The 15,420-nt window shown below is 60.1% G+C and carries 14 protein-coding genes; 11 read left to right on the forward strand and 3 right to left on the reverse strand.

Translation table 11 applies throughout. The features are described 5' to 3' along the window. Nucleotides 1-261 precede the first annotated feature (261 nt). The 9 genes from cycA (at nt 262) to V0R60_RS14770 (ending at nt 12,616) form a co-directional block, all read left to right on the forward strand. On the forward strand, nt 262-1,686 hold the full coding sequence (gene cycA, locus V0R60_RS14730) for a D-serine/D-alanine/glycine transporter (protein ID WP_330079452.1): 1,425 nt from the start codon (nt 262-264) through the stop codon (nt 1,684-1,686). Between the two features lie 77 nt (nt 1,687-1,763). Then, nucleotides 1,764-3,296, forward strand: coding sequence for a sigma-54-dependent transcriptional regulator (locus tag V0R60_RS14735; protein WP_330079453.1), 1,533 nt, complete (start codon nt 1,764-1,766; stop codon nt 3,294-3,296). 258 nt (nt 3,297-3,554) lie between these two features. After that, nucleotides 3,555-3,932: a glycine cleavage system protein GcvH gene (gene gcvH / locus V0R60_RS14740; protein ID WP_136475450.1), complete on the forward strand. Its 378-nt coding sequence runs from the start codon at nt 3,555-3,557 to the stop codon at nt 3,930-3,932. Between the two features lie 13 nt (nt 3,933-3,945). Continuing rightward, nucleotides 3,946-6,816, forward strand: a complete 2,871-nt coding sequence (gene gcvP / locus V0R60_RS14745) for an aminomethyl-transferring glycine dehydrogenase (protein WP_375547268.1) — start codon at nt 3,946-3,948, stop codon at nt 6,814-6,816. A gap of 46 nt (nt 6,817-6,862) precedes the next feature. Then, nucleotides 6,863-8,116, forward strand: coding sequence for a serine hydroxymethyltransferase (gene glyA / locus V0R60_RS14750; protein ID WP_136475452.1), 1,254 nt, complete (start codon nt 6,863-6,865; stop codon nt 8,114-8,116). Between the two features lie 25 nt (nt 8,117-8,141). Beyond that, nucleotides 8,142-9,518: an L-serine ammonia-lyase gene (locus tag V0R60_RS14755; RefSeq protein WP_330079455.1), complete on the forward strand. Its 1,377-nt coding sequence runs from the start codon at nt 8,142-8,144 to the stop codon at nt 9,516-9,518. 9 nt (nt 9,519-9,527) lie between these two features. Further along, the gene (gene gcvT, locus V0R60_RS14760; protein ID WP_330079456.1) at nt 9,528-10,649 is read left to right on the forward strand and encodes a glycine cleavage system aminomethyltransferase GcvT; all 1,122 of its coding nucleotides are present in this window, start codon (nt 9,528-9,530) and stop codon (nt 10,647-10,649) included. A 23-nt stretch (nt 10,650-10,672) separates the two neighbouring features. After that, on the forward strand, nt 10,673-11,665 hold the full coding sequence (lipA, locus tag V0R60_RS14765; protein ID WP_330079457.1) for a lipoyl synthase: 993 nt from the start codon (nt 10,673-10,675) through the stop codon (nt 11,663-11,665). 87 nt (nt 11,666-11,752) lie between these two features. Continuing rightward, entirely contained in the window at nt 11,753-12,616 is an 864-nt protein-coding gene (locus V0R60_RS14770) for a sensor domain-containing diguanylate cyclase (RefSeq protein ID WP_330079458.1), read from the forward strand. Nucleotides 12,617-12,638: 22 nt separating this feature from the next. Here V0R60_RS14770 and V0R60_RS14775 read toward each other — a convergent pair whose 3' ends face one another. The 3 genes from V0R60_RS14775 to V0R60_RS14785 form a co-directional block, all read right to left on the reverse strand. Continuing rightward, nucleotides 12,639-13,076 carry an NUDIX hydrolase gene (locus V0R60_RS14775; RefSeq protein WP_330079459.1) on the reverse strand — a complete coding sequence of 146 codons (438 nt, stop codon included), beginning with the start codon at nt 13,074-13,076 and terminating at the stop codon, nt 12,639-12,641. Nucleotides 13,077-13,121: 45 nt separating this feature from the next. Then, entirely contained in the window at nt 13,122-13,511 is a 390-nt protein-coding gene (locus V0R60_RS14780) for a hypothetical protein (protein ID WP_330079460.1), read from the reverse strand. A gap of 153 nt (nt 13,512-13,664) precedes the next feature. Continuing rightward, nucleotides 13,665-14,219: a UPF0149 family protein gene (locus tag V0R60_RS14785; protein WP_330079461.1), complete on the reverse strand. Its 555-nt coding sequence runs from the start codon at nt 14,217-14,219 to the stop codon at nt 13,665-13,667. Nucleotides 14,220-14,434: 215 nt separating this feature from the next. Here V0R60_RS14785 and V0R60_RS14790 point away from each other — a divergent pair, with 215 nt between their 5' ends. Continuing rightward, complete coding sequence (locus V0R60_RS14790) at nt 14,435-14,659, forward strand: MbtH family protein (RefSeq protein ID WP_136475460.1); 225 nt, start codon at nt 14,435-14,437, stop codon at nt 14,657-14,659. Between the two features lie 10 nt (nt 14,660-14,669). Beyond that, nucleotides 14,670-15,389, forward strand: a complete 720-nt coding sequence (locus V0R60_RS14795) for a thioesterase II family protein (RefSeq protein ID WP_330079462.1) — start codon at nt 14,670-14,672, stop codon at nt 15,387-15,389. The last annotated feature ends 31 nt before the right edge of the window (nt 15,390-15,420 follow it).

Raw genomic sequence — 15,420 nt, forward strand, 5'->3', positions numbered from 1 at the left:
TTCGCTCCGATGGAGCGTAGGGGCAATGTTTACCTGGCTTTTATCCAATTTAACCACGCTCCGGGCGCTTGTCCTGGAGCGACTTCATTACAGCTCAGAAACGACATCGCCGCTTGAGGTGGGCGTTTAAGCGGCATGCGGGGCCTGGCATAGTCCTTGCTCTTTGCTTGATGTCCGGCTGGGCAAGGAAAGTTGTTTGTTTGGCTGAGGCGTTTGAACTTGTGACGTTATAAAAATAATTCAACTTACAAGGTGAAATGAATGAACAATTCGACGCAGGATCACTGTCCGCCTGGCAGCGATGCGCACGAACTCAAACGCAATCTGTCCAATCGCCACATTCAGTTGATTGCCATCGGTGGTGCAATCGGTACGGGGCTGTTCATGGGCTCTGGCAAGACCATCAGCCTGGCGGGCCCGTCGATAATATTTGTCTACATGATTATTGGTTTCATGTTGTTTTTCGTCATGCGGGCAATGGGCGAACTACTGCTATCCAACCTTAAGTACAAATCCTTCATTGATTTTTCGGCAGATTTATTGGGGCCATGGGCGGGTTATTTCACCGGCTGGACATATTGGTTCTGCTGGATTGTCACAGGGATCGCCGACGTTATTGCCATTTCCGCCTATTCACAGTTCTGGTTTCCCGATATTCCCCAATGGTTGCCCGCGCTCAGTTGCGTCGGTTTGTTGCTGTCACTCAATCTGGTCACGGTGAAGATGTTCGGCGAGCTGGAGTTCTGGTTCGCGATGATCAAGATCGTCGCGATCTGCGCGCTGGTCTGCACGGGTTTCTACATGGTTGCCTCGGCGTATCAATCGTCCGCTGGCAGTGTCGCCTCGATCTCCAACCTGTGGAACGACGATGGCATGTTTCCGCATGGCGCCATGGGCTTTTTTGCCGGGTTCCAGATTGCTGTCTTTGCTTTTGTCGGCATTGAGCTGGTAGGCACCACCGCCGCCGAAACCAAGAATCCTGAGCGCAACCTGCCGCGGGCCATCAACTCGATCCCACTGCGCATCATCTTCTTTTACGTGCTCGCGCTGATCGCCATCATGGCGGTGACGCCATGGCGCGAGGTAGTGGCCAACAAGAGCCCGTTCGTTGAACTTTTCGTCCTGGCGGGTCTGCCTGCGGCGGCGGGGATCATCAACTTCGTGGTGCTCACCTCTGCCGCGTCGTCTGCCAACAGCGGTGTGTTCTCTACCAGCCGCATGCTCTATGGCTTGGCAATGGATGGCGATGCGCCGAACAAATTTGCCAGTTTGTCCAAGCGTGCGGTGCCTTCCAATGGCCTGGTCTTCTCCTGCACCTGCCTGCTGCTAGGTGCGCTGGTGATCTACCTGGTGCCGAACATGCTCGATGCGTTCACTTTGATCACTACGGTGTCGGCGATCCTGTTCATGTGCGTATGGTCGATGATTCTGCTGTCCTATCTGGCCTATCGCAAAAAGCGCGATGCCTTGCACCGTGCCTCGAAGTACAAAATGCCTGGCGGAACGACCATGGCCTGGATCTGCCTGGCGTTCTTCGTGTTCATCACTGCTTTGCTGGCGCTGGAGGACGACACTCGACAAGCGTTGCTGTTTGTACCTGTGTGGTTTGCGGTGATGGCTGTGTCCTATCGCAGCCTTCGCCAGAAGAGGGCGCAGGCCGTGCAGCTTTCATACGAAGTGGACTGATCGCCAGCTTCACATGTTCATCCGGGGGGACCGCACTTGTGCCGTCCCCCTGTCGTCGTTTGTAGAGAGGACTTGCGATGCGTATTCACGTGACCTTCAAAGACCGCGTTGGCATTACCCAGGAAATTCTGGCCTTGCTTGGGGCGCGCAATCTCAACCTCGACGCTGTGGAAATGATTCCTCCCAACGTTTACATCGACGCGCCGTCGTTGTCCCCGGTCGTGTTGAGCGAGCTTCACGATGCATTGCTGCGGGTCATCGACGTTCAGGCCGTTGAGCTTGTGGACTTTCTCCCCGGTCAGCGTCGGCACTTGCAGTTGGAGGCCTTGCTCGCGGCGATGAGTGACCCGGTGCTGGCGGTGGACCCCAACGGCCATGTGCTGCTGGCGACGCCGACACTGGTCAAGCTGTTGGGTCGCGAGCCGGCAGGCGAACCGTTATGCAACCTGTTTGCCGAGCCGCACCTGGCGCAGTCGCTGATCGACAAGGGCTTTCGTTTGCCAATGTGCGAGGTGAGTTTCCAGGACCAGACACTGTTGCTCGAGGCCACGCCCATCAGCGGTGGGGCGGATGTGTTGGTCGGCGGTCTGCTCACGCTGTATCCGCCAAGACGGATCGGCGAACGCCTGGCTTCCTTGCTGCATGACCCTGGCGAAGGCTTGAGTGCGCTGTTGGGTGAGTCGGCGCCGCTGCAGCACCTCAAGACCCGCCTGCACAAGGTTGCCAGCCTCGATGCACCGCTATTGATCCAGGGTGAAACCGGTACCGGTAAAGAGTTGGTGGCTCGAGCCTGTCACGAGCTCAGTACTCGCCGCGGCTCGTCCTTTCTGGCGTTGAATTGCGCAGCGCTGCCAGAGAGCCTGGCCGAAAGTGAACTGTTCGGTTACTCCGCCGGTGCGTTTACCGGCGCCCAGCGCGGCGGCAAGCCCGGCCTGCTTGAGCTGGCCGACGGTGGCACGGTGTTTCTTGACGAAGTAGGCGAGATGTCGCCGTACCTGCAGGCCAAGCTGTTGCGTTTTCTCAATGACGGCAGTTTCAGGCGTGTCGGCGGTGGCGGAGAAGTGCGGGTGAATGTACGGGTGCTTTGTGCTACTCACCGCAATCTGGAGAACATGGTGGTCGAAGGTGGCTTTCGCGAAGACCTGTATTACCGCCTCAACGTGCTCAATTTGATGGTGCCACCGCTGCGCGAGCGTGGCACCGATATCTTGCTGCTGGCCGAGCACTTTCTGCGCCAGGCCTGCGCCCAGATACAGCGCTCGCCCTGTCGCTTGGCTGTGACAACCCATCCGCTGTTATTACGCAATCGCTGGGCGGGCAACATCCGCCAACTGCAGAACGTGATTTTTCGGGCGGCCGCGATCTGCGAGGGGGATGTAATCGACTGCGACGACCTGGAGTTGGCCGGTACTGCCCTCAACAGCCAGCAGGGTGACGCGCAAGAGGTCATCAGTCTGGAGGCAGCCGTGCAGGGTTTCGAAAAATCGCTGCTGGAAAAATTCTACGCCGCCTATCCCTCGACCCGGCAATTGGCGATGCGCCTGCAGACCTCGCACACCGCCATCGGCCAGCGCTTGCGCAAGTATGGGATCTCCAATCGTGCGGTCTAGAACCGTTGGTTCGATTTCACTCCACTGGAGCGTTTGCGCTCCAGGTGGCGTGCGTCACGTGTTTGCAGGAGGTTGCCCTCAAAGGTCGGCAGGGTATTCCACGAGCGGAGCGATTTCGCTCCATTGACGGCAGCCTTGCAGATCAAATTTTTTTTGATAACTTATTGATTTTCAACGATAAAAATAAACTGGCATTGTCCTTGCTCTTGTCTACAGAAGTCCCGCACCGGGACTCGTCCAATAACAAGAGGAAGACCCATGAGCATCTTGCGTTTTACCCCCGAACACGAGTGGCTGCGCCTGGAAACGTCTGGCGAACTGACTGTTGGCATTACTGCTTTTGCCCAGCAAGCCCTCGGTGACGTGGTGTTCGTGCAATTGCCAGAGCCTGGCCAATACGCAGAGGGGAGTGAAGTCGCGGTACTGGAGTCGGTCAAGGCTGCCAGTAACATCACCATGCCCCTGAGCGGCCAGGTAGTGGCGGTCAACCAAAGCTTGGCCGATGACCCCGAGCTGATCAATGACTCGCCGATGCAAGACGGTTGGTTCTTCCGCATCCAGGTCGACAACCACGCCGATCTCGACACTTTGATGGACCAGGACGGCTACGACCGCTTCCTGGCCGACAATGCCTGAGCCGGGGGGCGACATGAGCAACGCATCTATTTCCTTGAGTACGGACAACACGTTCATTCCCCGTCACATCGGCCCGCGCGAAAGCGATATCAAGGCCATGCTGGCGCTGACCGGGCATGATTCGCTCGACGCCCTGATCGACAGTGTGATTCCCAGCAGCATCAAGGGCAGCAGCGTGATGGAGCTGTCCAAGGGGCAAAGCGAAAGTGAAGCGTTGGCGGCAATCAAGGCCATTGCCGCGAACAACCAGCTGTTTCGCAACCACATTGGCCAAGGGTATTACCCGTGCCATACGCCAGCGCCGATTTTGCGCAACCTCTTGGAGAACCCGGCCTGGTACACGGCGTACACCCCTTATCAGCCGGAGATCTCCCAAGGACGGCTGGAAGCGCTATTGAATTTCCAGACGCTGGTCATCGATCTGACTGGCATGGAAATCGCCAATGCGTCGTTGCTCGATGAAGCGACCGCCGCTGCCGAAGCCATGACCTTCTGCAAGCGCCTGGCAAAGAACAAGGCCGCGGCGTTTTTCGTCTCCGCTGCCTGCCATCCGCAAACCCTCGATGTGATTCGTACACGTGCCGAGCCTTTGGGCATCGAAGTGGTCGTCGGCGATGACGCACAGCTGGCCAATGACAGCCTTGAGGGCTACTTCGGTTTGCTGCTGCAATACCCGGCCAGCAACGGCGACATCGCCGACCATCGCGAGCTGGTGCAACGCGCCCATACGGCCGGCGCCCTGGTAGCGGTAGCGGCCGATCTGCTGGCCCTGACGCTACTGATGCCTCCCGGCGAGTTTGGTGCCGATGTGGTGCTCGGCAGCGCCCAGCGCTTTGGCGTGCCACTGGGTTTTGGCGGCCCGCATGCGGCGTACTTCGCCACCCGTGACAGTTTCAAACGCGACATGCCGGGCCGTCTGGTCGGTGTTTCCATCGACCGTTTTGGCAAGCCGGCTCTGCGCCTGGCCATGCAGACCCGCGAGCAACACATCCGCCGCGAGAAAGCCACCAGCAACATCTGCACCGCGCAGGTTCTGCTGGCGAACATCGCCAGCATGTACGCGGTGTATCACGGCCCCGAAGGCCTGAGACAAATCGCGCGGCGCGTACACCGCCTGACCACGATTCTGGTGCAGGGGCTGCAGCAGCTCGGTCACCGGATCGAGCAGGCGAGCTTCTTCGACACCGTCAGCGTCGTCACCGCCCGGCCTGCGGCGGATATCCTGGCTGCAGCGAGCAATTCGCGCATCAACCTGCGCCCCCTCGATGAGGCTCGCGTCGGCTTATCGTTGGATGAAACCTGCGAACAACAAAGCGTCGAGACTCTTTGGCAAATCTTTGCAGGCGCCGGGCAGCCGCTCCCGGACTTTGCTGCACTAGCGGCTGGCAGCGGAGATTGCCTGCCTGCAGCGTTGCTGCGCCAGACCGCGTTCCTGCAGCACGAAGTATTCAACCGCTATCACTGCGAAACCGAACTGATGCGCTACCTGCGGCGCCTGGCTGACAAGGATCTGGCCCTGGATCGCAGCATGATTGCCTTGGGCTCCTGCACCATGAAGCTCAATGCTGCCAGTGAGATGATCCCCATCACCTGGCCCGAGTTTGGTGCCGTGCATCCCTTTGCACCCGCCGAACAATCACAGGGTTACCAGCAACTGACCGACGAGCTGGAGGCGATGCTCTGTGCGGCTACCGGCTACGACGCCATGTCGCTGCAGCCTAATGCCGGCTCCCAGGGCGAGTACGCAGGGCTGTTGGCGATTCGAGCCTACCATGTCAGCCGTGGCGAAGCGGGGCGCGATGTGTGCCTTATTCCTTCCTCGGCACATGGCACCAACCCGGCCACTGCGCAGATGGCCGGCATGCGAGTGGTGGTGGTCAATTGTGATGTCCGTGGCAACGTCGATGTCGCCGACCTGCAAAGCAAGGCCGAACAGCACAAGGACCATCTGGCGGCGCTGATGATTACCTACCCCTCGACCCACGGTGTGTTCGAGGACGGCATCACGCGCATCTGCGACATCATCCATGCGCGCGGCGGCCAGGTTTACCTGGACGGCGCGAACATGAACGCCATGGTCGGCCTGTGTGCCCCGGGCAAGTTTGGCGGCGACGTCTCGCACCTCAACCTGCACAAGACGTTTTGCATTCCCCATGGCGGTGGCGGTCCAGGCGTGGGTCCGATTGGCGTCAAGGCGCACCTTGCGCCGTTTCTGCCCGGTCACGGCCACATGGCGCGCAAACAAGGCGCAGTCAGCGCCGCACCCTATGGTAGTGCAAGCATCCTGCCCATTACCTGGATGTATATCCGCATGATGGGCGGGGAAGGGCTCAAGCGTGCCTCACAGGTCGCGATCCTCAGTGCCAACTACATTGCCCGGCGCCTGGAGGAGCACTACCCGGTGCTCTACACCGGCGAAAACGGCCTGGTAGCCCACGAGTGCATTCTCGACCTGCGCCCGCTCAAGGACAGCAGCGGCATCAGTGTCGAGGACGTCGCCAAGCGCCTGATCGATTTTGGCTTCCATGCCCCGACCATGTCCTTTCCGGTAGCGGGCACCTTGATGGTCGAGCCGACCGAGAGTGAGTCCAAGGAGGAGCTGGACCGCTTCTGCGAGGCGATGATCTGCATTCGCGATGAAATTCGCGCGGTGGAAAACGGCAGCCTGGACAAAGACGACAACCCGTTGAAAAACGCCCCCCACTGCGCCAGCGAGTTGGTCGGCGAGTGGAACCATCGCTACAGCCGGGAGCTGGCGGTCTACCCGCAGGACACGCTGCGCGAAAGCAAGTATTGGCCACCGGTAGGTCGGGTAGACAACGTCTACGGCGATCGCAACCTGGCCTGCGCCTGCCCACCGCTTTCGACGTATCAGGACGCCTGACGGCTGCCCGAACAGTGGTTCGACACTCACAACAAGGAAAACCGACATGTTCCATAAAAGCCTGACACTTTCCGATTTCGACCCTGCGCTGTTCGCCGCCATTCGCCGCGAGGCACAACGCCAGGAAGACCATATCGAGCTGATCGCCTCGGAGAACTACACCAGCCCGCAGGTCATGCAGGCGCAAGGCACCGAGCTCACCAACAAGTACGCCGAGGGCTATCCCGGCAAGCGTTACTACGGCGGTTGCGAGCACGTCGATGTGGTCGAACAACTGGCTATCGATCGCGCCAAGGCGCTGTTTGGTGCCGGCTACGCCAACGTCCAGCCGCACTCAGGCTCGCAGGCCAACGCCGCGGTTTACCTGGCCCTGCTCAAGGCCGGTGACACCCTGCTGGGCATGAGCCTGGCCCATGGCGGCCACCTGACTCACGGTGCCAAGGTCAGCTCATCCGGCAAGCTCTACAACGCCGTGCAATACGGTATCGATGCCAACGGCCTGATCGATTACGACGAAGTCGAGCGTCTGGCAGTCGAGCACCAACCGAAAATGATCGTCGCCGGCTTCTCGGCCTACTCCAAGACGTTGGACTTCCCGCGGTTTCGCGCTATCGCCGACAAGGTCGGAGCCTATTTGTTCGTCGACATGGCCCATGTTGCCGGCTTGGTGGCGGCAGGCGTATACCCCGATCCGCTGCCTTACGCCGACGTCGTCACCACCACGACCCACAAGACCCTGCGCGGCCCTCGCGGTGGCCTGATTCTGGCCAAAGCCGATCCGGAGCTGGAGAAGAAACTCAACTCGGCGGTCTTCCCAGGTGGCCAGGGCGGCCCGCTGATGCATGTCATCGCAGCCAAGGCGGTGTGCTTCAAGGAAGCGTTGGAGCCGGCTTTCAAGACCTACCAGACCCAGGTCATCAAGAACGCCCAGGCCATGGCAGCGATTTTCATGCAGCGCGGCTATGACGTGGTGTCGGGTGGCACCGACAACCATTTGTTCCTGGTCAGCCTGATTCGCCAGGGCATCACCGGCAAGGACGCCGATGCCGCCTTGGGGCGTGCCCATATCACGGTGAACAAGAACGCCGTGCCCAATGATCCGCAATCGCCGTTCGTGACTTCCGGCCTGCGGCTGGGTACCCCGGCCGTTACCACACGGGGTTTCCAGGAGCCGGAGTGCCGGGCATTGGCGTCCTGGATCTGCGACATTCTCGACCATCTTGGCGATGCCGATGTGGAAGCGCATGTCGCCAAACAGGTGGCCGAGTTGTGCGCCCTGTTCCCGGTCTACTCAGCCTGAGTGGGTCTGCACCCTGGAGGCATGTATGTCGCTAAGTGTTTTTGACCTGTTCAAGATAGGTATCGGGCCCTCCAGCTCCCACACGGTGGGGCCGATGCGTGCGGCAGCGCGTTTTGTCGAAGGGCTCAAGGCCCAGGGAATGTTGGCCGCAGTTGAGAGCGTGCGGGCCGAGTTGTATGGCTCGCTGGGCGCGACTGGCAAGGGCCACGGCAGCGACAAGGCGGTATTGCTGGGGCTGGAGGGTGAACACCCCGACACCGTCGATACTTCGCAAGTGGCTGAGCGCCTGGCCACGATTCGGGCGTGCGCGACGCTGTCGCTGCTGGGGGAGAAGCGCATTCGCTTTCTCGAGAAAGAACACCTGGCGATGATCCGCAAGCCCTTGGCGTACCACCCCAACGGCATGATCTTGCGGGCTTTCGATGCCGCCGGCCTGCAACTGTGCAGCCGTGAGTACTACTCGGTGGGTGGCGGTTTCGTCGTGGATGAGGCGGCGGCTGGGGTCGACCGAATCGTCGCCGACCGCACGCCGCTGCGTTTCCCGTTTCTCAGCGGTCGCGAACTGTTGGCACAGTGCGCTCAGCACGGGCTGTCAATCAGCGCCTTGATGGCGGAGAACGAGACCGCCTGGCGCAGCCCGGAGCAGACACGCCAGGGCTTGCTGCATATCTGGCAAGTCATGCAGGACTGTGTGGAGGCCGGTTGCCGCACCGAAGGGATCATGCCCGGAGGGCTCAAGGTCAAGCGTCGAGCGGCGGCGTTGCGGCGTCAACTCAGTGCTGCTCCCGAGGCGAGTCTCAGGGACAGCCTCTCGGTGCTTGACTGGGTCAATCTCTACGCACTGGCGGTGAATGAAGAAAATGCCAGCGGCGGGCGCGTCGTTACTGCGCCTACCAATGGCGCGGCCGGAATAATTCCGGCGGTGCTGCATTACTACACCCGCTTTGTGCCGGGGGCCAACGATGAGGGCGTGGTGCGCTTTCTGCTCACGGCGGCGGCCATTGGCATTCTCTACAAGGAAAACGCATCGATTTCCGGTGCCGAAGTCGGCTGCCAGGGTGAGGTTGGCGTGGCGTGCTCGATGGCTGCCGGGGCCTTGTGCGAAGTGCTTGGCGGCAGCGTGCAACAGGTCGAGAACGCTGCCGAAATCGGTATGGAGCACAACCTCGGGCTGACCTGCGATCCGATTGGCGGGCTGGTCCAGGTGCCGTGTATCGAGCGTAACGCCATGGGCTCGGTGAAGGCCATCAACGCTGCGCGCATGGCCCTGCGTGGCGACGGCCAGCACTTCGTCTCGCTCGACAAGGTCATCCGCACCATGCGCCAGACCGGAGCCGATATGAAGAGCAAATACAAAGAGACCGCTCGCGGCGGCTTGGCGGTCAACATAATCGAATGCTAGGAGTCATCCATGTCCACCGAACAATTACAAAAAACAGCGCTGCACGCTTTGCATCAACAACTCGGCGCACGCATGGTGCCGTTCGCTGGCTACGCCATGCCGGTGCAATACCCGCTGGGCGTGCTCAAGGAGCATTTGCATACCCGTGAACAGGCTGGCCTGTTCGACGTTTCGCACATGGGCCAGATCCGTTTGCATGGGGCACATGCCGCCAAGGCCCTGGAGACACTGGTACCGGTCGACATCATCGACCTGCCTGTGGGTATGCAACGCTATGCGCTGTTCACCGATGAGCAGGGCGGCATCCTCGATGACCTGATGGTCGCCAACGCCGGCGACTACCTGTTTCTGGTGGTCAACGCTGGCTGCAAGGAACAGGACCTGGCGCACCTACGCCAGCACCTGGAAGGGCGCTGCGAGGTCGAATCGCTGTTCGACAGCCGCGCCTTGCTCGCCTTGCAGGGCCCCGCGGCGGCGGCGGTGCTGGCACGCCTGGCGCCGGAGGTGAAGGCCATGACCTTCATGCAGTTCGCCCGGGTGAGGTTGCTTGGCGTTGACTGTTACGTCAGTCGCTCCGGCTACACCGGCGAGGATGGTTACGAGATTTCCGTGCCGGTACAGGAAGCACAAATGCTGGCCCGTTCACTGCTGGCCGAACCCGAGGTTGAAGCCATCGGACTGGGCGCCCGAGATTCACTGCGCCTGGAGGCAGGGCTGTGCCTGTACGGGCATGACATGGAACAACGCATCACGCCGATCGAGGCCAGCCTGACCTGGGCCATATCCAAGGTTCGCCGTGCCGATGGTGCCCGTGCGGGTGGTTTTCCCGGTGCCGAGCGCATCCTGGCGCAACTGTCTGAAGGCGTAGCGGAAAAACGTGTGGGTTTGCTGCCTACCGAGCGAGTGCCGGTGCGCGAAGGTGCATTGATCGTCAACGCACAGGAGCAAGTGATCGGTCGTGTCACCAGCGGCGGCTTTGGCCCAAGCCTGGGTGGCCCTCTGGCGATGGGCTATGTGCAGGGTGACTTCGCCGCGCTGGACAGCGAAGTGTTTGCCCTGGTACGCGGCAAACGGGTGCCGATGGTGGTGTCGCGCATGCCGTTCGTGGCGCAACGTTATTTCCGCGGCTGAGGCCCTTTTGCTGGAGCATGAGCATGAACGAAACACTGTCTGTCGCCACGCGCCCGGCGCCTTTGGCGCCTGGGGTAAAGCTGCGCGGTGCAGAAAAGGTGGCGCGAATACCGGTGAAGATCCTGCCCACCGAAGACGTGCCGCGCAAGCCTGACTGGATCCGCGTGGAAATCCCCGCCTCACCGGAAGTGGCACGGGTCAAGGCGTTGCTGCGCAAGCACAAGCTGCACAGCGTCTGCGAAGAAGCTTCGTGCCCGAACCTGGGCGAGTGTTTCTCCGGTGGCACCGCGACGTTCATGATCATGGGGGACATTTGCACCCGTCGCTGTCCGTTCTGCGATGTGGGCCATGGTCGACCCAAGCCGCTGGATCGTGATGAGCCCAAGCACCTGGCGACGGCCATCGCCGACCTGCGCTTGAAGTATGTGGTCATCACCTCGGTCGACCGCGATGACCTGCGTGACGGCGGTGCGCAACACTTCGCCGATTGCCTGCGCGAGATTCGCACGATGTCGCCGGGTATCCAGCTGGAAACCCTGGTACCGGATTATCGCGGCCGCATGGACGTGGCCCTGGCTATCACCGCGCAGGAGCCGCCGGATGTGTTCAACCACAACCTTGAAACCGTGCCACGCCTCTATAAGGCGGCGCGGCCGGGTTCGGACTTCGAATGGTCATTGGACCTGTTGCAGAACTTCAAGCAACGTGTGGGGGCTGTGCCGACAAAGTCCGGCTTGATGCTGGGCTTGGGCGAGACCGATGCTGAGGTGCTTGAGGTGATGCGGCGGATGCGCGAACACCAGGTCGATATGTTGACCCTGGGCCAGTACCTGCAACCTTCGCGCAGCCATTTGCCGGTACAGCGTTTCGTGCATCCCGATACCTTTGCCTGGTTTGCCGAACAGGCATTGGCCATGGGTTTCAGGAACGTGGCTTCCGGCCCGTTGGTGCGTTCTTCGTATCATGCCGACAGGCAAATGGCCGAGGCGCTAAAGGCAGTGGCGGCGCCGCGCTAGGGATTGCACGTCGGTCGTCGATGAGTCAATGCAACGGCAATAGGGATCGGGCTATGATCAGCGAATGTGAACCGGACTTCCTGACCTATGCCCGTTGACCTCCAAGCGCTGTACCCCAAACTGATCCACTTGATGCTGGACACGGTCTTCGTGGTCGACAGGGACAACCAGATTGTATTCGTCAGTGATGCCTGTATGGCGCTGCTTGGGTACCGAGCCGATGAACTGGTCGGCACCTTGATCACCGACTACATGCACCCTGATGACCTGGCGATCACTCGGGCCTCGATTATTCGGGTGATGAACGGCCAATCCCACGTCGACTTCCGCAACCGGTATGTGCGCAAGAATGGCAGTGTGGTGCACATTCTTTGGGCGGCCTCCTGGTCGGAGGAAGTCGGCGCGCGGATCGGTGTCGCGCGCGATGTCACGGCCTTGCGGCAAACTGAAGAGGAACTGCATTTCCTCGCCCATCACGACCCGTTGACCAAACTGCCCAACCGCTCATTGTTCAACGATCGCCTGCAAGCGGCCCTGCGCACGGCTTATCGTCACGAAAGCACCTTGGCCTTGTTGTTTCTTGATCTGAATGATTTCAAGGGCATAAACGATGCCTACGGGCATGCGATGGGCGATCGGGTACTGAGCGTGATCGCACGGCGCCTGGAAGGCTGCATACGAGAAACCGACACGGTGGCGCGGATGGGCGGTGATGAGTTCACCGTGTTGTTGACTGACATCCACTCGCCACATGCTGTTGCCGACAAGGTCGAACAGATTCTTTTGGTCTTGGCCGAACCCTTGGGTGCTGAGTTCGGTGGGTTGGAAATGCCGTCCTGCAGTATAGGCGTGGCCTGTTATCCCGCTGATGGTCAAGATGCCGATACGCTGCTCAGCTACGCGGATGACGATATGTACCGCATTAAAAAACGCAGGTCTGCCACGGGCTAACGGCTGGCGGTCAACGGGCAAGTCAATCCAGAGCCGATGGTGTACTGGCTGACTCGGGCAAGATGCGCTTCAGGTGCAACAACGCACGTTGAAAAACCGGATGACAATCAGCAAACGGCAAGTTGTCCAGTGGCGCCCAGAAAAAGCTGAACGTATGGCCATGATCATCAAGGGTGTCGTGGGTCCATAGCGGCGGTAACGTTTCTGGCGTTTCACACAGTTGAAATGACCATATCTGACCTTGGTGCCCGGCATCCCAGCAGCCCAGGTCGCTGACAACCTTGGCCGAGACGATTCCGGATTCTTCTTTCAACTCGCGCAGCGCGGCCTGGGCGAATGTTTCACCGTTCTCTATTTTCCCTTTGACCAACTGCACACCTGCGAGTGGGTGTTGAAAGAGCAGAATGCTGGGTCGCGCAGAACGACAGAGTATGAGGGGGCAGGCCTTGTTAGGTGTCATGTTGGTAGCCAACGCTATACATCAGTGGGATCAACATGCCTGCCTTCAATCCTCACCTTCAATTTGCGGGTTGTAGTATTTGCTCTGGTCTGGGGTGAAGGTGACAATCATGCCCGTGCGACTGCAATTGAGGGTCAGTTCGACGCTGGTGTCGATTTGCAGGTCTTCGCCGCGCAGGCCTTGCCATTGGGCCAGGTATTTGAGGGAGCCGAATTTTTCCCGCTTTTTCAGGGTTCGTTCGACGCCGCCTTTCCAGCCCAGTACCGGGAGTTCACCTGCCAGGCATTTTTGCGCAATGTCGGGATGTTTGATGGCGCGCTCGCGGCCGATTTCCCAGCAACGGATCAGGCCATTGTCCGGGCCTTGCCAGGTTTCGCTCCAGGTAAGGCTGGGGCGCGGCGCGAGATGGATCGGGCGGTGGACGATGCTGCTCATTTAGCCTCCCTGGCTGGTTATTCTTGTAGGACAAAACGTTGCAGAGGGCGGTGATGCTACTAATTGGCCACTATCAGTGTCCAGCTTTTAAGCAGGAACCGGCAACGCCCGGCCCCTCAAAACTGTAGTGCAAGATTCGCGATTCAATCGCAATCAGCGTTGACTTACCCAGTAGTCATGCAAGGTCCGCGCTGCCGGTTCGATTGCCGCTACGCGCTGACGGTGCAGAACAACATCCAGATCGACCGGCAATTCATAGTTGTCCTGCTCGGCGCAGTCGCTGATTTTCTGCAATTGGGTTGCCAGGCCTTCCGGCAATTGCGGCCAGTTGCTGACTGCTACGCAGCGCACGTAGCCAAAGCACCATTCTTCCGCCAGGGGCAACGGCTGGCCGCTGTGTTCGGTCTGGTCGAAGCGTGCCTTGAACGCTTGCGGGTCAGTGCTCAAACGGGTAGCCAGGGTACTGAGGTGACGCACGCACAGGTCGATGAACTGTCGGCACTCTTCAGGTGTTTCCCACTGAGGGGGCTGGCCGCCCCAGATGGCTGGGAACCAATCGCCGATATCGACTTGCGCGGGGCTGGAAACCAGGGCGGTGCAGAACCCGTCGAGCTCGGACATGTTAAGCACTGAGTGATCGTCGCCGTACTTGAGCAGGGTGTCGTCGATGAACTCGACCTCGCTGGCGGTCAGGGGGTGGATTTGCATAAAACGGTTCCTTGGCGAGGTGAGTTTGAAAAAGGCCAGGAGGATGGCGCTTTGCAGCGTATTTATCCAGTCCTGCACTCGCGCGACATGTTAACCCCGCGCGCGCAGCAGGTGGTTGCCAAGGCGCTACTAATTTCCTGCCTGCTTCATTCGTTCTCTTGATAGCCACCGTACGCCAGCTGCGTGGCGGGCCCATTCAATTCAGGAGACAGGCAATGACATCTGTATTCGACCGCGAAGACATCGTATTCCAAGTAGTGGTCAACCACGAGGAGCAGTACTCGATCTGGCCTGATTACAAAGCGGTACCGACCGGCTGGCGCACTGTCGGCAAGAGCGGTTTGAAGAAAGAATGCCTGGCCTACATCGATGAGGTCTGGACCGATATGCGTCCTTTGAGCCTGCGCCAGAAAATGGCCGAAGCGGCTGCGGCGCAGTAAGGGGTAACGAGTGTCTTCACTGAACTTGCTGTGCCTGCCGTATTCGGGTGCCAGTGCCATGGTCTACAGCCGCTGGCGGCGCAAGCTGCCAGCCTGGCTGAACCTGCGTCCGGTGGAGCTGCCGGGGCGCGGTGCGCGCATGGGCGAGCCGGTGCAGACCGACATGCAGGCGTTGGCTCGCCAGTTGGCCGATGAACAGCGCCTGGCCGCCAGTCAGCCCTATGCTTTGCTAGGCCATAGTCTTGGCGCCTTGCTGGCGTTCGAGCTGGCGCACGAGTTGCAGGCTTTGGGCTGCCGAGCGCCGGTGGCGTTGTTTGCCTGTGGCACGGCGGCGCCGACTCGCCGTGAAGACTACGACGGTGGCAATTGGCGCGAAGCGAAAACCGATGATGAGTTGATCGCCGAACTGCGCAAGTTAAAGGGCACGCCTGAGGAGGTGCTGGCCAATCAGGAATTGATGAGCCTGACCTTGCCGGTGTTACGTGGCGATTTTCTCCTTTGCGGGCGCTATACCTACCGCCAGCGCCCACCGCTGCATTGCCCGCTGCATGTGCTGGGCGGGGAAGATGATCGCGCCAGCGAGGAGCAACTGCTGGCCTGGCGTCGAGAAACGCAGGGGGACTTCTCCCTGGAAACTTTCCCAGGTGGCCATTTCTTCATTCATGAACATGAAGACCGGGTGCTGGGCGTGCTCAGTGCCGCGCTGGAGCCGCATCGGTTATCGGCTTAGTCCTGCAAACTAGCTCTGCATTGACGTAATG

It is taken from the genome of Pseudomonas auratipiscis, assembly GCF_036324085.1.
Lineage (GTDB): Bacteria > Pseudomonadota > Gammaproteobacteria > Pseudomonadales > Pseudomonadaceae > Aquipseudomonas > Aquipseudomonas auratipiscis.